The organism is Vibrio sabulosilitoris (genome assembly GCF_055391395.1).
Genome location: NZ_AP029599.1, coordinates 1065584 through 1080393, shown reverse-complemented (window position 1 = coordinate 1080393; position 14810 = coordinate 1065584). Strand labels below are relative to the sequence as shown.

At 49.3% G+C, this 14810-nt stretch carries 13 protein-coding genes and 1 other annotated feature; of the genes, 3 read left to right on the top strand and 10 right to left on the bottom strand.

What is annotated here, in order from left to right:
* Nucleotides 1-2: 2 nt before the first annotated feature.
* Nucleotides 3-704, bottom strand: coding sequence for a uracil-DNA glycosylase (gene ung, locus ACZ5R2_RS05210; RefSeq protein ID WP_464901305.1), 702 nt, complete (start codon nucleotides 702-704; stop codon nucleotides 3-5).
* 306 nt (nucleotides 705-1010) lie between these two features.
* Nucleotides 1011-1877, bottom strand: a complete 867-nt coding sequence (nfo, locus tag ACZ5R2_RS05205) for a deoxyribonuclease IV (protein ID WP_464902313.1) — start codon at nucleotides 1875-1877, stop codon at nucleotides 1011-1013.
* 351 nt (nucleotides 1878-2228) lie between these two features.
* On the opposite strand from nfo, the gene grcA reads away from it, so the two are divergent.
* Nucleotides 2229-2606, top strand: a complete 378-nt coding sequence (gene grcA / locus ACZ5R2_RS05200; RefSeq protein ID WP_464901304.1) for an autonomous glycyl radical cofactor GrcA — start codon at nucleotides 2229-2231, stop codon at nucleotides 2604-2606.
* Between the two features lie 105 nt (nucleotides 2607-2711).
* Here the strand turns inward: grcA and thrC are convergent, their stop codons facing one another.
* From thrC to thrA, 3 genes are read right to left on the bottom strand one after another with little or no spacing between them, the layout of a single operon-like run.
* A complete protein-coding gene (gene thrC, locus ACZ5R2_RS05195) occupies nucleotides 2712-3992 on the bottom strand; it encodes a threonine synthase (protein ID WP_464901303.1) in 1281 nt (426 codons plus the stop codon).
* Nucleotides 3989-4957, bottom strand: a complete 969-nt coding sequence (gene thrB, locus ACZ5R2_RS05190) for a homoserine kinase (RefSeq protein WP_464901302.1) — start codon at nucleotides 4955-4957, stop codon at nucleotides 3989-3991. Before thrB ends, thrC begins: the two co-directional genes overlap by 4 nt.
* A 2-nt stretch (nucleotides 4958-4959) precedes the next feature.
* Entirely contained in the window at nucleotides 4960-7419 is a 2460-nt protein-coding gene (gene thrA, locus ACZ5R2_RS05185; RefSeq protein ID WP_464901301.1) for a bifunctional aspartate kinase/homoserine dehydrogenase I, read from the bottom strand.
* A gap of 30 nt (nucleotides 7420-7449) precedes the next feature.
* Nucleotides 7450-7563, bottom strand: a sequence feature (Thr leader region).
* 328 nt (nucleotides 7564-7891) lie between these two features.
* Here thrA and ACZ5R2_RS05180 point away from each other — a divergent pair.
* The gene (locus ACZ5R2_RS05180) at nucleotides 7892-8356 is read left to right on the top strand and encodes a hypothetical protein (RefSeq protein ID WP_464901300.1); all 465 of its coding nucleotides are present in this window, start codon (nucleotides 7892-7894) and stop codon (nucleotides 8354-8356) included.
* A gap of 63 nt (nucleotides 8357-8419) precedes the next feature.
* Here ACZ5R2_RS05180 and ACZ5R2_RS05175 read toward each other — a convergent pair whose 3' ends face one another.
* On the bottom strand, nucleotides 8420-8920 hold the full coding sequence (locus tag ACZ5R2_RS05175) for a putative 4-hydroxy-4-methyl-2-oxoglutarate aldolase (RefSeq protein ID WP_464901299.1): 501 nt from the start codon (nucleotides 8918-8920) through the stop codon (nucleotides 8420-8422).
* A gap of 14 nt (nucleotides 8921-8934) precedes the next feature.
* Nucleotides 8935-9345 carry a DUF3293 domain-containing protein gene (locus ACZ5R2_RS05170; RefSeq protein ID WP_464901298.1) on the bottom strand — a complete coding sequence of 137 codons (411 nt, stop codon included), beginning with the start codon at nucleotides 9343-9345 and terminating at the stop codon, nucleotides 8935-8937.
* A gap of 330 nt (nucleotides 9346-9675) precedes the next feature.
* Here ACZ5R2_RS05170 and arcA point away from each other — a divergent pair, with 330 nt between their 5' ends.
* On the top strand, nucleotides 9676-10392 hold the full coding sequence (gene arcA / locus ACZ5R2_RS05165) for a two-component system response regulator ArcA (RefSeq protein WP_438459086.1): 717 nt from the start codon (nucleotides 9676-9678) through the stop codon (nucleotides 10390-10392).
* A 166-nt stretch (nucleotides 10393-10558) separates the two neighbouring features.
* Here the strand turns inward: arcA and ACZ5R2_RS05160 are convergent, their stop codons facing one another.
* The 3 genes from ACZ5R2_RS05160 to mnmL all read right to left on the bottom strand — a co-directional run bounded on the left by ACZ5R2_RS05160 (nucleotide 10559) and on the right by mnmL (nucleotide 14411).
* Nucleotides 10559-10867, bottom strand: a complete 309-nt coding sequence (locus ACZ5R2_RS05160) for a hypothetical protein (RefSeq protein WP_464901297.1) — start codon at nucleotides 10865-10867, stop codon at nucleotides 10559-10561.
* A 128-nt stretch (nucleotides 10868-10995) separates the two neighbouring features.
* Nucleotides 10996-13398: an aerobic respiration two-component sensor histidine kinase ArcB gene (gene arcB / locus ACZ5R2_RS05155; RefSeq protein WP_464901296.1), complete on the bottom strand. Its 2403-nt coding sequence runs from the start codon at nucleotides 13396-13398 to the stop codon at nucleotides 10996-10998.
* Between the two features lie 80 nt (nucleotides 13399-13478).
* On the bottom strand, nucleotides 13479-14411 hold the full coding sequence (gene mnmL, locus ACZ5R2_RS05150; protein WP_464902312.1) for a tRNA modification radical SAM protein MnmL/YtqA: 933 nt from the start codon (nucleotides 14409-14411) through the stop codon (nucleotides 13479-13481).
* Nucleotides 14412-14810: the final 399 nt, after the last annotated feature.

The following is a 14810-nucleotide window of genomic DNA, read 5'->3' as shown; positions in this document are numbered from 1 at the left end:
GTTCAATCTTTAGACAATTGCTCTTTTACCACACCAACCTGCGTCGGCAGGCACCAATCAACCTCCGCTCTTGATTGAGATTTAAGTATCTGGTTTGCCATAGAGAAATGCTTGCAGCCAAAGAAGCCTCGATGCGCAGACAGAGGCGACGGGTGCGGCGCAGATAAAACATGATGCTTGTCTCGGTCGATAAAACGTCCCTTCTTTTGCGCGTGAGCGCCCCAAAGCAAGAACACCACGCCAGACTGGTGCAGGTTTATTGCCTCTATAACTCTGTCAGTGAACGTCTCCCAGCCTGACTTGGCGTGAGAGTGTGCCTTACCCTGCTCCACCGTCAGTACCGTGTTGAGCAGCAGTACACCTTGCTCAGCCCAGCTCTGCAGGTAGCCATGCGCTGGAATAGTGAAACCTTCAATATCGGAGGCAAGCTCTTTGTACATGTTCACCAAAGATGGCGGGGTTTTGATGCCGGGCAGCACAGAGAAGCACAAGCCATGGGCTTGGTTGGGACCGTGGTAGGGATCTTGGCCTAGGATGACCACTTTGATGTCAGCGAACTCGGTGGCGCGAAAGGCATTGAAGACATCTTTCTCTGGTGGAAAAACGGTTTTACCCGCATTACGCTGCTGCTGAACAAATTCTAGGGTTTGCTGAAAGTAGGGTTGCTGCTTCTCGCAGCCAATGACCTCTGTCCAAGTGACCATGTCTCAATCTCGTTACAACCAAGTAAGCGGTAGATTGTAGCGCGTTACCGAGCCTGGGTCATCATTGGACAGATAAGTCTTAGGTTCATAATTAGCGTCTCGGTTGAGGTACACGGAAGTGGCCTCTTCCTGAAACGTGACGGTTAGGAACGGCTCTGTGTAGGCTGGTGCGAGGGGCTGAGAAACGAGTTGTCATGGCAAAATCTCCGATGGTTGATGGTTCACTAGATAGTGCTCTATTTTCACTATTCAATTTTCTATATGAAAAAACAGTGCCAACTTTTCAGCCACCTCACAAAATTATTCTTAGCGCCCCTCACGCACAGCAATGATCTCCTCTGGCCAGCGCTCGGAGTCAATGGTTTCAAGGATCAGCGGCATCTGGCCAAAGCGAGGGTCACGCGATATATAGTCAAAACATGCCCAGCCGATATGCCCTTCCCCTAAAGAATGATGGCGATCCACTCGGCTACCCAGTGGTGTCTTTGAATCATTTAGGTGCATCGCCTTAAGAAAGTGCATACCAACCACGCGATCAAACTCAGCAAAGGTCGCCTCACAGGCCGACTCCGAACTCAAATCGTAGCCAGCGGCAAACAGATGACAGGTATCTAAGCACACGCCAACACGGCTTTTATCTTCTACCTTATCAATAATGTGCGCTAGGTGAGCAAAATCCCAGCCTAAGTTGGAACCTTGGCCTGCAGTGTTCTCAATCACCGCTATCACATCGGGCACCGCTTGATGGGCAAGATTGATCGATTCGGCAATCAAGTCGAGGCACGCATCCTCATCGATTTGTTTTAAATGACTACCAGGGTGAAAGTTAAGCAGAGTCAACCCAAGCTGCTGGCAACGCTCCATTTCATCAATAAAGGCGGCGCGGGACTTGACAAGCTTTTCTTCCTCTGGATGGCCTAGGTTAATCAAATAGGAGTCGTGCGGTAGGATCTGCTGCGCCGAGAAGCCATACTGCTCACAGTTGTATTGAAACTGCTCAATCGATTCTGGGGTCAATGGCTTTGCGACCCACTGACGCTGATTTTTGGTAAACAAAGCGAATGCATTGGCACCAATTTGGTGCGCTCGCAATGGTGCATTCTCCACCCCACCCGCAGCCGACACGTGCGCGCCAACAAATTTCACATTTGCGTCAGCAAATTTGCCTGCCATCGCCGCATTTTTCGTTTGTAACATTTGATCTCTCTAAACTTACATGACACCCAAGCTGCCCACCGTAACTTGGGAGCTTGAGCAAATTTCCAGCGACATTTTGTAGTAAATTTACTACAAAATGTCCATTTAAAAATATTTTAAACATTAAAATATAGTTACCAGACCTTATTTTACGGGGTTTTATTGATATAGAACAAAAAAATTAACTTAAAAAAGATGTGGTTTTTAGTTGTTTTTTGACTCAAATCAATATTAGAATAGACTCCATCAGCTACAAGATACATAGCTCAACAATAATACTGAAAACTAACATCAACATATTTCCACTAAGTGGACTAGGAGAAAGTGATGATTCAAGGCATTCAAATTACAAAATCAGCAAACGACGCTCTACTTAACTCTATCTGGCTACTAGATAGCGAGACTAACGAAGCTCGCTGTGTTGTGGCTAACACTGGCTACGAAGCTGACCAAGTTGTTCCAGCTTCTGACCTAGGCGAATTCGAGTCTCGCGAAGTGGCTATCGAAACAGCTGCACGCATCGAAGGTGGTCAACACCTAAACGTGAACGTTCTTAAGCGTGAAACGCTAGAAGACGCTGTTAAGCACCCAGAAGAGTACCCACAGCTGACTATCCGTGTATCGGGTTACGCAGTTCGCTTCAACTCTCTAACTCCAGAGCAGCAGCGTGACGTAATCGCACGTACCTTTACAGAGTCTCTATAATCTGTAATCCAAATTGAAAAACGGCGCTCAATGAGCGCCGTTTTTTTATTTTCAAAAATCATCGGATTTTCAAATGACAGGGAAGCCACGGCTCCCCCACACTAATTATTGTACTTTACGCAGTACCGCCTTAAGAGCGTCAAAATCGTTGGCAAGATCTTCAGACAGAAGCTCCATCGCTGCATGCTTCGCCAGAGGCCCTGGCAGCTCGATATCGGTCGCTAGGATCTCATCGACGACTTCTTTAAACTTGGCCGGGTGTGCGGTACACAAGAACAGGCCGGTCTCGCCATCAGCTAATTGCTCATCCAGCACGCGATAGGCAATCGCACCATGGGGCTCACATAGGTAACCCTGCTGATGTAACTCTTTCACCGACTCGCTGCTCTGCGCATCGCTTACTGCACCCTTACCTAGGGTTTCAAGCCCCCACTGCTTAACACGGCAAAGCTCTTCGATGCGCGGCCAGTTGTTTGGCTGACTGACATCCATAGCATTTGACGTCGTTGCGACAGTTGGTTTTGGTTCCCACTTACCCGTCTCTAGATAGCGAGGCACGGTATCGTTGGCGTTAGTGGCCGCAATAAAGCGCTTGATTGGCAGCCCCATGGCTTTGGCCAACAGGCCAGCGGTGAGGTTACCAAAGTTGCCGCTTGGTACGGAAACGACTAAGTTCTCGCGCTGCTGCTTGGTCAGCTGTGAGGCAGCCTCAAAGTAGTAGCAAATCTGCGCCATTAGGCGGCTGATATTGATAGAGTTGGCAGAATTAAGACCAATCTCTTCACGTAGCGCCTGATCATCAAAGGCCTGCTTAACCAGCGCCTGACAGGCATCAAAATCACCATCAATCGCAACAGTATGAATATTCTTACCCAGCGTACAGAACAGCTTCTCTTGCAGCGGGCTGATCTTACCCTTTGGATATAAAATCACCACATTGATGTCTTCCATACCGTAAAAGGCATGCGCCACAGCCGCGCCAGTATCGCCCGAGGTGGCCGTTAGGATAGTGATCTTGCCACCATCGGAGACTGCAGCCAGAGACTGAGCCATAAAACGACCGCCAAAGTCTTTAAACGCCAGTGTCGGACCATGGAACAGCTCAAGGGCATACACACCATCTTTCACTGCCTTGATTGGTGCTGGGAACTGAAAGGCCGCATCGACGAGTGCTTCAACTTGAGAGGCCGATAACTCGTCACCAATCAGGGCCGATAAGATCTTACTGCTGCGAGTAACAAAGTCTTGCTCCAGCAACGCATCAATATCATCAAAATACGGTAGCTCGGCTGGGAAAAATAGCCCTTGATTGCGCCCTAGCCCCTGGCGCACCGCCTGGCCAAAGGAGACTTGTTCATCGTTTTCTTTAATGTTGTACAGCTTCATAGCTCGCTTCCTGTCACTCTCGAACCCATTTGATCCAATCGGCAAATGTGGACGAATCCTTCTTCATTTTGTACATAGTTTTGTTCCAACCAGTTGGCCACACGCTCTGCCACATCCTGCTCTTTACAGATACTGAACAGAGTCGGGCCACTGCCTGATATTCCGGTTGCCAAGGCGCCCGCGCTTGATGCATATTGCCGCGCTTTGGCAAACCCTGGCAAGAGTTTTTCTCGATACGGCTCGGCAATCACATCTTTAATCATCTTCGCTGCCAGCTGATCTTGCCCTGAATGACAGGCATGAATAAAGCCAGCAAGGTGACGACCATGAGCGATGACATCTTGGCGTCGATATTGAGATGGCAATATCGAGCGTGCCTCAGCCGTTGAGACCTTGATGCCTGGGTATGCCATTACCCAGTACCACTCCTCAAAGCAGGGTACTGACTGGCTGATAATGCCGAGCTCTTCAAGCATCAGTTGTAAGCCACCAAGGTAGCAGGGAGCTACATTATCATAATGTACGCCGCCAGAGATCTGACCTTCCATCTCACCCATCAGGGCAAGCAGCTCCATCTCATTCAGCGGCTGACCGTGAAAGCGGTTGAGTGCATCAAGCGCAGCCACAATCGAACAAGCACTAGAACCCAACCCCGAGCCGATTGGCATGTTCTTTTCAAGGGTCATATCAACCGCAAGCAGGTCGATACGCTTTTTTTCCAGCTCACGCGCAAACACCTGCCAGCAGTTAAACACAATGTTTTGCTCTGGGTCTTGAGGCAGTTTATCGACAAACCGCCCAACACAGCGCAGCGAAAATGGCTCCACGCCGCGAGTGACCTTGACGCAATCGCCCAAAAGCTGCCCATCCATTGGCGACACCGCCGCCCCAAGCACATCAAAACCAACACTCACGTTGCCAATCGATGCCGGGGCATAAACAGTAACATCTAGTCCATGACTCATGCTTATACTCCTAATTTCCAGCCAAGGGTGCGCATCACATCCGAGAAGACACCCGCTGCAGTCACCTCTGTACCCGCGCCATAACCGCGCAGCACCAGTGGAATCGGCTGATAGTAGCGACTATAGAACGCCAGTGCATTTTCACCGTCTTTGATCTTGAACATAGGGTCGTTGTCATCGACCGATGCAATGCGAACCTTGCACTGACCATCGAGGATCTCACCCACATAGCGCAGCACTTTACCCTGCTCGGCCGCTTGGGCCGACAACTCACGGAAGTATTCATCCGCTTGTGGTAGGCGCGCCATAAACTCATCCACTGAGCCTGAATCGTCAAAGCCCGGTGGCAGCGCCTGATCGACAACCACGTCTTCAAGCTCGAGGTTCATACCCGCTTCACGTGCAAGGATCAAAAGCTTGCGCGCCACATCCATGCCCGATAGATCATCGCGTGGATCAGGTTCAGTAAAACCATTCTCTTTGGCGATATTGGTCGCTTCACTCAGCGTCATGCCTTCATCAAGCTTACCAAAGATGTATGACAGTGAGCCTGACAAGATGCCGTTGAATTTCTCAAGCTCGTCACCTGCCGCGATGAGGTTCTGCAAGTTCTCAATAACAGGGAGACCTGCGCCAACGGTAGTCTCATACAACAGCTTACGACGAGAGTTACGCGCCACATCACGCAGCTGGTGATAGTAAGCCATGCTTGCTGTGTTGGCTTTCTTGTTTGGTGTTACCACGTGGAAGCCCGCAGCGAGGAAGTCGGCGTATTGGTTGGCGATCTCCTCACTGGAAGTACAGTCGACTAAGACTGGGTTGATAATGTGATTGCGTTGCACGTGAGCGGCAAGACTCGCCACTGAGAATCGCTCTGACACATCACGCATGCGATCGCGCCAGCTCTCTAGTGGCAGCCCATCACCATCAAGGAGCAACCCTTTGCTGTTCGCAAGGCCGCACACTCGGATCACGATTCCCTTCCCGGCCAGCTTGCTTTGCTGACGTTGGATCTGATCCACCAGCTCACCACCGACGCCGCCGACACCAACGACAAACACATCAAGGAAGTGTTTCGAGTTAAATAGGTTTTCGTGACACGCCTTGATCGCTTCTGAGATTTTATCTTCCGGGATCACCGCCGAGATTGCACGCTCAGATGAGCCTTGAGCAATCGCAACGATATTGACGTTCACCTCAGCTAAAGAGGAGAAAAACTGTGAGGCAACACCGCGTGAGGTGCGCATGCCATCACCAACCAGTGTGACAATCGCAAGGTCGTTAATAAACTCAACCGGCTCTAGCAGGCCATCTTTCAATTCAAGCTCAAAGTGTTCGCTCAGCGCCATCTCCGCTTTCACTCGGTCACCCGATTCTATACAGAAACTGATGCTGTATTCAGATGAAGACTGAGTAATGAGGACAATCGAGACACCTGCCGAAGACATTGCACCAAAGACGCGGCTAGCCATGCCGACCATGCCCTTCATACCTGGGCCAGAAACATTGACCATCACCAAGTTATCCAGCGTGGTGATGCCTTTAATCGATAGGTTGTCCTCACCGGTGTCTTGACCGATCAACGTACCGGCACCTTGAGGATTAAAGCTGTTCTTAATCAAGCATGGGATGTGAAATTGCGCGATAGGTGCGATGGTTTTTGGGTGCAATACCGAGGCACCAAAATAGGAAAGCTCCATTGCCTCTTGATAGCTAAGCGATTTGAGTAAGCGTGCATCTTCGACCAAGCGAGGATCACAGTTGTACACCCCGTCGACATCGGTCCAAATTTCGCAGCACTCAGCGCGTAGGCAGGCAGCCAGAACCGCCGCAGAATAGTCAGAGCCGTTGCGCCCTAGAGTCACTAGCTCGCCTTGATCATTACCTGCTGTAAAGCCTGGCATGATCTTAACGTGCTCTACCGGCAACGGGTGAGTGAAGAAGTTATGCGATGACGTTTCGACGTCGACCATTGCCTCGAGAGAAGGGCCTTGGGCACGCAGGTATTTTACCGGGTCAATTAGGCTGGCTGGTTGGCCTTTCGCCTCTAACACGGCTTTCATCAGCTCGACTGAGGCACGCTCCCCCTTAGAGATAATCCGAGCATTGACGTTATCTGGACACATCCCTAATAACGCAATCCCGTGCACAAACTGACGCAGATTCTCCATCGAGTCTTTGACTTGGCTGGTAAAGCCTTGTGCGTTGAGTTGCCCCACGCCCGCTTGTACCTGCTCAAACAACTCGAATAGTCCGATTTCTAGATCATTGATCTGCTGATCCACCTCACCGCCAGCCAGCGCAGCATCGATCACCGCAACCAGTTTGTTGGTGGTTTTGCCCGGCGCAGAGAGCACCACGGCCACCTCTTCTTGCTGGGCATTATTAGCGATGATATCTGCAGCACGCAAAAATCGATCAGCGTCGGCTAACGATGAGCCCCCAAATTTTAAAACTCGCATCCCTTCACTCCCAATGGTCAAATTTGGTTATAAAAAAAGGCCTGTTCCGCTGGGGATACAGGCCTTTTTTTGAAATTTATTTCGTTCAGCAGCCCGCCCCAACAGTGGTCATGTCGGTAATAATCGTGGTTGTGGTGATTACAGTGCGTGGCGCAAACATAACAGCTATTTCTTCAATATTTCAGTGAACTGTATCTATGAGTACCGTATTTTTGATAGGTAAGTCAATCGTTAATTTATACAAACAATCAATTAACCCTATTTAACTTAGTTAGAGCAAATTAGGCAAATGCCTTGCAGCCCGTCAATTCCCCGTGACTTAAGTAACGGAATAGAAACATATTCTGACTAAAATTTGAGCCACTGCGAAAAATCGAGATAAAGGGGGGATAAATTTGTGCTTAACGTAGTCGCATCGCTCAAACTGTGCTTTACTAATTTGGCTAAGGAGCTGGTTTTAGGGAGGATTACAATGCGTAAGTTTATGCCGTTACTGTGCATTGTTGCCGCCTGTACCAGCACAGGGGTTTCGGCCACTATTCTACCTCAACTACCCAATCAAAAAGCAGTCTCATCGCACAAGCTATTTGTCTCAAGCTACACCATCACCTCTGCTTATCAAACTATGAGCATCGACAGCGGCTATGCCTACAGCGTGTTTGATAATTTTGATGTCTACATTGGGGCGCGCCTCAATGAGGGGGATAATAGTCTTCTCAGTGGTGTGGGTTATAGTGTGACTGAGCGATTGTCAATTCACGGAACACTGCACACCTATAAAGACTATGACCAAGTTGACGAAGCTGAAGCGGAGACTACGCTTTCTGCTGAGCTGACGAGCCGCTTACGCCTGCATGAAAACCTCGATATCCATGCCACGCTTGATTATCAAGACCTTGAAGGTGGGGTTGAGTTCGGTTTGGGGTTCCGCTTTTAGGCCTATTTACCTTTAATACACGCTTGCATTTCTAAACGCTCCCCAAACCTCACTAAAGTAACATTAGTTACTCAAAACAGTATCTAGATCAAGAGCTTGATCACATAGCAGCGTGCCGTTCCAATCGGCATAGATATAGTCACCGGGCTGAACCATGTAGTTCTGCATTGTTAGGGTGACGTTAACCTTACCAAGGCCACGTTTTTCGGTCTTAAAAGGGCAAGCAGCAAGGGCTTTAACACCCAGGTCCATCTCAGATAATGCGGCAACATCGCGTATCGCACCATAGACGATGATCCCTTCCCAACCATTTTCAATCGCCAGAATAGCCAACTGATCGCCGAGTAGCGCTTTCTGGCAAGAACCATTACCGTCAACAAACAACACCTTGCCTTGACCTGGTTGAGATAATACCTCTCGCACCTTGGAGTTATCGTGATAGCAACAAATTGTTACAACTTCACCCCAAAATGCAGTCCTTCGCCCATAGTTCTGCAGAGGCAGATCAATCAACTTTACCTGCTCTGAATAGTGGTCACAGATATCTGGTGTAATATCTTGCATATATCCTCCATGAGTTAATTTTGAATCCTTTTCTGGCGTAAAAAAGAGCCCAGATGGCCTATCGCTATAGGTTGTTTATCCTGGCAATACACCAAGAAAACCTGCTCATTTTCCACCCAATAAATCGCTTTTTGTTGATACTTTTTGGCCAGTTTTAATCCGTCTTTTATGTCTAACCTTACCAGGTAAGACCATTCAGACCACGAAAGATTTTCGTTACCAACCAACAGCTTATGTGAAAAAACAGACTCCAAGTCTGTTTCAAGCGCTGCATTTCTTTTTCCATTCTCTTGTTGTGACAAGTGCAGGCTTCCAGGGTTCCATGCTGTCACAATAACAAACGATAAATGACGCCAGCACTGATAGTCTTGTGTACTGAGTTCGAAACGCACCTGCGTATACTCATTTTGTAGCGGCTTGGTCATATCAGTTATCACTCTTTATAGCCTGACCTATTTTTGATTGATATTACTGAACCGTTTACTATTGATACAAATCAAAAAAAAGCAGGAATTTAACATCAAACTATTGTTAGAATGCTGTTAAATCTATAGAATCCGCTCATCAAAATCTAGTAGGTATGATCGTATAAGCGATTGTATCTGCATAATAGAATGGCTCCACGGATGGCGGATTGCCAAAGCCCCTGATTTTTTAACGACTTTGGTTTATTATTAGCAATTGGTAGCTCGTATGTTGATCAGTTGCTTGAGTTTCATATTTAGCATTTATTTTTACAAGTTTAGGAACCGCCAATGCAGACTCCGCAGATTCTTATCGTTGAAGACGAGCAAGTAACTCGCAACACGTTAAAGAGCATTTTTGAAGCAGAGGGATATGCTGTTTTCGAAGCCAGCGATGGTGAAGAGATGCACCAAGTGCTTTCAGCACAACGCGTCAACCTAGTCATCATGGACATCAACCTTCCTGGTAAGAACGGTCTTCTTCTTGCGCGCGAGCTTCGCGAGCAAGCCAACATCGCACTTATGTTCTTAACCGGTCGTGATAATGAAGTCGATAAGATCCTTGGCCTAGAAATCGGCGCGGATGACTACATCACCAAACCATTTAACCCACGTGAACTGACCATCCGTGCACGCAACCTGCTTAGCCGCTCAATGAACGCTGCCGCTGCGCCGGAAGAGAAGCGTGTGGTTGAGAAGTACAGTTTTAACGGCTGGACGCTCGACATCAACAGCCGCTCACTAGTGAGCCCAGCAGGCGAGAGCTACAAGCTGCCTCGCTCTGAGTTCCGCGCACTACTGCACTTCTGTGAGAACCCAGGCAAAATTCAAACACGTGCTGACCTACTGAAGAAGATGACTGGCCGTGAGCTTAAACCACACGATCGCACAGTAGACGTCACTATCCGTCGCATCCGTAAACACTTCGAATCGGTATCAGGCACACCTGAAATCATCGCCACTATCCATGGTGAGGGTTACCGTTTTTGTGGTGAGTTGGAAGACTAACCGACACAAGCATAAAAAAAGCCGCACAAAAATGTGCGGCTTTTTTTATGCTTGCAGGGGCGAGGTGCGGGTTACACTGCGTTCCGAGGTGCGAGGAGTCTTTCACGCGCGATGGGTTCCTCGCTCCTCGAAGGGCAACGCCCGTCCTCGAACCTCGAACCTGTGTTTAATAGACGACATCAATCCCCACATCCTCCTCAACCACCCAAAACGTCTTCCCTTGTTCAGAGACCTTCACCAAGACGTCGACAGGTCGGCGGTCATCTAGGGGGATGGGTAGGTTAAACACCACCTCCCATTGATTTTGCGAGTGGGCGCGAAGCTCATATTGTTCAGCACCGATCCGATACTTCTCACCGTTTTGATGCAGTTCAACCTCAATGATCTCCATTGCTGCACTAAATCCATCAATATTAATCAGTGTCAACGCCCCGTGAAGACGCAACTCTGGGGTATCACCAAGTGCCGGCATCATATTGAACCACAATACACTGTTAAGTGTGACTGACCAGTGATACTCGACCGACCTAGAAAACGGCGAGTTGGGCATGGATTGACAGCCAAGTATTGCAATACAAATTAGGGTGGATACTAGCATTCGCCTCATTGTGCGTCCCTCTCTTGTAGCCATTGCTTGAGTATCTCGATGTTCGCGACATACTGCGATTTTATCTCATTGACCCAGTCATCGATGTTTTCCGACCAGGCTGGATAATCCGGTGATTGTGCCTTTTGCGCCACACTTTGGATGTGCTTAAGCCCAATTGAGCCCGCCGCCCCTTTGATTTTATGTGCCTCCGACACGATTCCGGCCTTATCTTTGGCCATCATGTTGGAGTCTAAAATCTCAATGTAATCTAGCATACTCTGCTCAAACAACGCGACGTTATCGAGCACAGGCGCTGTGCCGACTATATCAATGTAGGAGGTCAGCATCTCGATATCGAGCATTTGCTGGTACTTCTCTGCTGAGATGACCTTATTATTCGATGGCTCTGGTGGACTGCTTGGGGCCTGAGCGGCTTCAACGTCACCGCCAACTGCCTTACCCAGCGTTGCATTCCCACAACCTTGATCACAACAGACCTTGCCGATCACTTTTGAGATGGCCTTAACCGAGAGCGGCTTGCTGATGGCATTATCGAGCCCTTGGTTAAGATACTCCGTCTTGTCTTTAATCACATTTGCCGTTAGCGCGACTAAAGGTGGCAGGTTGGTGTAGCGCTCACGCAGCTGATGTGCCACCTCAAAGCCCGTCATGTCGGGCAGTTGAATATCCAAAAGCACCAGATCATAGACATCAGGCTCAAAGCGGCTTAGCGCCTCTTGACCCGTCATGGCCACAGTCACCGAATGACCAAGACTTTCGAGCAGTGAGCGTGCCACAGTGACATTCAGCTCGATATCTTCAACCATAAAGATGTTCAGGCTGCACTGCTGATACTCCGCCAGTTGCATCTCTGCGGGTGCGTCGGCCAGCGGCACATCGATGTCAATGGTGAACACGCTACCAAAGCCCTCTTCACTTGAGGCGGTGATATCTCCATTCATCATATTGATCAGAAGCTTAGATACCGCCAGTCCAATACCAGTGCCCACGGCATGCAGGTTGTGTTCGCCACTTTTTACCTGATAATACATCGCAAAGATCTTTTCGAGCTCGGGCTCTGGGATACCAATCCCGGTATCTTCAATCTCAATCGTGATCTGAGCGCGCTCAGCCTGCACCGTGGCACTAACGCTCATCACGACCCCGCCCTCTTTGGTAAACTTCATGGCGTTACTGATCAAGTTCCACAGCACCTGACGCAGGCGAGTACCATCAACCTCAATCATGCTCGGCAAGTCACTCAAGCGCTCTAGGTTAAAGCGCAGACCTTTTTGCTCGGCCATCAGGGCAGCGATGTTCTCAATCTCCACCACCAGATCCTCAAAATTGACCGGCGCAGGCAGCAGCTCAAGCTTACTGCGATCAAACTTATCCATATCGATGATATCGTTGAATATATTACCTAGAGTTACGGCACTGACATTGATCGTTTGCAGGTGCTTGCGCTGCTCTTTATCCAGCTGGGTATCGAGCAGCATTCGACTCAAGCCGACGATGCCATTGAGGGGGGTGCGCAGCTCGTGGCTGATGGTGGAGATAAAGGTGGTCTTATCGCGACTGGCCTGCTCAAGGGATTCCTCATAACGCTTACGCTCGGTAATGTCACGCCCAAAGCCAACTAGCCCAAGGTGACGACCATTTTTGCTGTAAAACGGTACCTTGCGCAGCTCAAAGTAGGCCTTACGACCGTCGGGGTACTCAAGCCACTGCTCATAGGTCACGGATTGATTCTCGGAGAACACCTGCTGGTCAGTAGTGACAATGGTTTCTGCGGTCTCTTCGTCATAAACATCCCACGGGGTTAGTCCGACTAGTTCACGCTCAGTGCGGCCAAGCAGTTCTTCCATGGCGCGGTTACAGCCAGAAAAAAGCCCTTCGGCGTTACGGTAGTAGATAAGGTCAGGTGAGGTATCGATAAATGAGCGCAGCAGTGCGGTACGCTCAGCCAGCTCAAGCTGGGTCTTCTCGCGATGGTAAACCTCGTTCTCGAGGTCGAGCATTGCCTCCTCGCGCGCTTCTTCCGCCTTGACCCGCTCTTCAATCTGTTGATTGAGCTTGGCGATGTTTTGCTGCAATTGGTAGTTGAGCTCTTGGTCACGATTGCGCATATCACGCAGTTTGGAGACCATTTTAGACAGTCGCTGACGCGACTCTTCGAGTTGATCGACCACCACCGATAAGAAATACACCGCCCACGGCGTGACCAATAGGCCAAAAAAGACCGAGCGGACGATATCAAGGTCATCAACACTCCCCTCAAAAGCGAGGGTAATACCCACTTGGACCACCACCGCCAACGCTACCAAAGCGATGGCGAGCAGCATAGAGAAGCGCACGATACCCAGCTTGACCAACAGGTCAACATAGAACTGGGCAAGGCCTTTGATTTGCTTCATTAACGACTCCAAACCTGAATGCAGTTTAATAAGGGTATCACCCTACCTAGCAGGTTCAATGGTTTCGTTAAAGTTTCGTGTTACGCCGGCGGCTGATAAACAAATGGCTGTCCGACTAGGCTGCCCTGAGCACCTAACTTATCCAATGAGCGACCAATTTCGGTCATCGCCAACCAGCGGTTTTCACACCATAGCGGCGAAAGCAGTGTCGGACGTCTTGCTGAGGAAGAGACGCGATGGAACACCACCTCTGGCGGCGTCATACGGATCATCTCTGATGCGGTCTCGACGTAAGTCTCAAGCTCTGGCGCGTCTAGGCGCCCTGCACGCCAGGCCTTGGCCATAGTGCTGCCTTCAACAATGTGTAGGCCGTGAAGCTTGATACCATCGGTGCCTACCTCAAGGACCTTACCCATAGTCTCAATGTTGTCTTGATGGGTCTCTTTGGGCAGACCAACGATTAAGTGGGTACAGACCTTAATCCCTAGCGCACGTGCTTTTTGGGTCATCTCAACGTAGCACTCAAAGTCATGGCCGCGATTGATGCGCTTGAGCGTGCCATTGTTGGCCGTTTGCAAACCCAGCTCAAGCCAGATCTCATAGCCTTGCTCAACATAACCCGCGAGAAGCTCAAGTACAGCATCCGGCACACAGTCCGGGCGCGTGCCCACACACAGGCCAACGATATCAGCAGAAGAGATCGCTTCCTCATACATGTTCTTGAGGACTTGCACCTCAGCATAGGTGTTGGTGTAGGCCTGAAAGTACGCAAGGTACTTTTTCGCTCGCTTAACCTCACCGGCGCGGTCTTGCAACTGGAGCTGAATCGATTTTTGTTGAGTCGCTTCATCGGCAAATGAGGCAACATTACAGAAGGTACACCCGCCGCGACCTATGGTGCCGTCTCGGTTTGGACAGCTAAAACCGCCATGCAGGGTTAGCTTATGGACTTTCTCACCGTAACGGCGCTGCAAGTCTTGCCCAATTGTGTTGACCAGTTCATGTAGTTGCATCATCTCACCTGTTAGTCGTGCTGGCTTCGTTCAATGAAAGTAAATTACATCCGTGTCAACGAAGGTCGCGCATAATACCACCAGTTGGGGGAAATGAGGATAGCTGGGGACAACAAAACCTCGCCTTGTGTGTCTTTCTCGGTTGTTAATTGTCTGTTAATCGATATGCGGCATTTTTATGACGATTTTTCTCTGCACCAGTATGGTTTTCGATTGCCAAACTGTGGTGCAAAATTGTAGGATACTTACACGTTTCTGATGATCTAGTAGATTGACACACCAGATTAAGTGACGAAATGTTCGGATGGTATTGCAACCCACCTATATAAATCACTATAAAGTGAAAAATAACTGCGCAATATCTCCAAGGATTGTTTTTCTCGCAACACATTTCCTGCG

Bases quoted from the DNA above. Each gene is read 5' to 3' on its own strand.
- ACZ5R2_RS05160 (WP_464901297.1), bottom strand. From the start codon at position 10,867: ATGATGCCGGCACTTGGTGATACCCCAGAGTTGCGTCTTCACGGGGCG.
- ACZ5R2_RS05175 (WP_464901299.1), bottom strand. From the start codon at position 8,920: ATGCAAGATATTACACCAGATATCTGTGACCACTATTCAGAGCAGGTA.
- arcA (WP_438459086.1), top strand. From the start codon at position 9,676: ATGCAGACTCCGCAGATTCTTATCGTTGAAGACGAGCAAGTAACTCGC.
- ACZ5R2_RS05180 (WP_464901300.1), top strand. From the start codon at position 7,892: ATGCGTAAGTTTATGCCGTTACTGTGCATTGTTGCCGCCTGTACCAGC.
- thrC (WP_464901303.1), bottom strand. From the start codon at position 3,992: ATGAAGCTGTACAACATTAAAGAAAACGATGAACAAGTCTCCTTTGGC.
- arcB (WP_464901296.1), bottom strand. From the start codon at position 13,398: ATGAAGCAAATCAAAGGCCTTGCCCAGTTCTATGTTGACCTGTTGGTC.
- grcA (WP_464901304.1), top strand. From the start codon at position 2,229: ATGATTCAAGGCATTCAAATTACAAAATCAGCAAACGACGCTCTACTT.
- ung (WP_464901305.1), bottom strand. From the start codon at position 704: ATGGTCACTTGGACAGAGGTCATTGGCTGCGAGAAGCAGCAACCCTAC.
- ACZ5R2_RS05170 (WP_464901298.1), bottom strand. From the start codon at position 9,345: ATGACCAAGCCGCTACAAAATGAGTATACGCAGGTGCGTTTCGAACTC.
- nfo (WP_464902313.1), bottom strand. From the start codon at position 1,877: ATGGCAGGCAAATTTGCTGACGCAAATGTGAAATTTGTTGGCGCGCAC.
- thrA (WP_464901301.1), bottom strand. From the start codon at position 7,419: ATGCGAGTTTTAAAATTTGGGGGCTCATCGTTAGCCGACGCTGATCGA.
- thrB (WP_464901302.1), bottom strand. From the start codon at position 4,957: ATGAGTCATGGACTAGATGTTACTGTTTATGCCCCGGCATCGATTGGC.
- mnmL (WP_464902312.1), bottom strand. From the start codon at position 14,411: ATGCAACTACATGAACTGGTCAACACAATTGGGCAAGACTTGCAGCGC.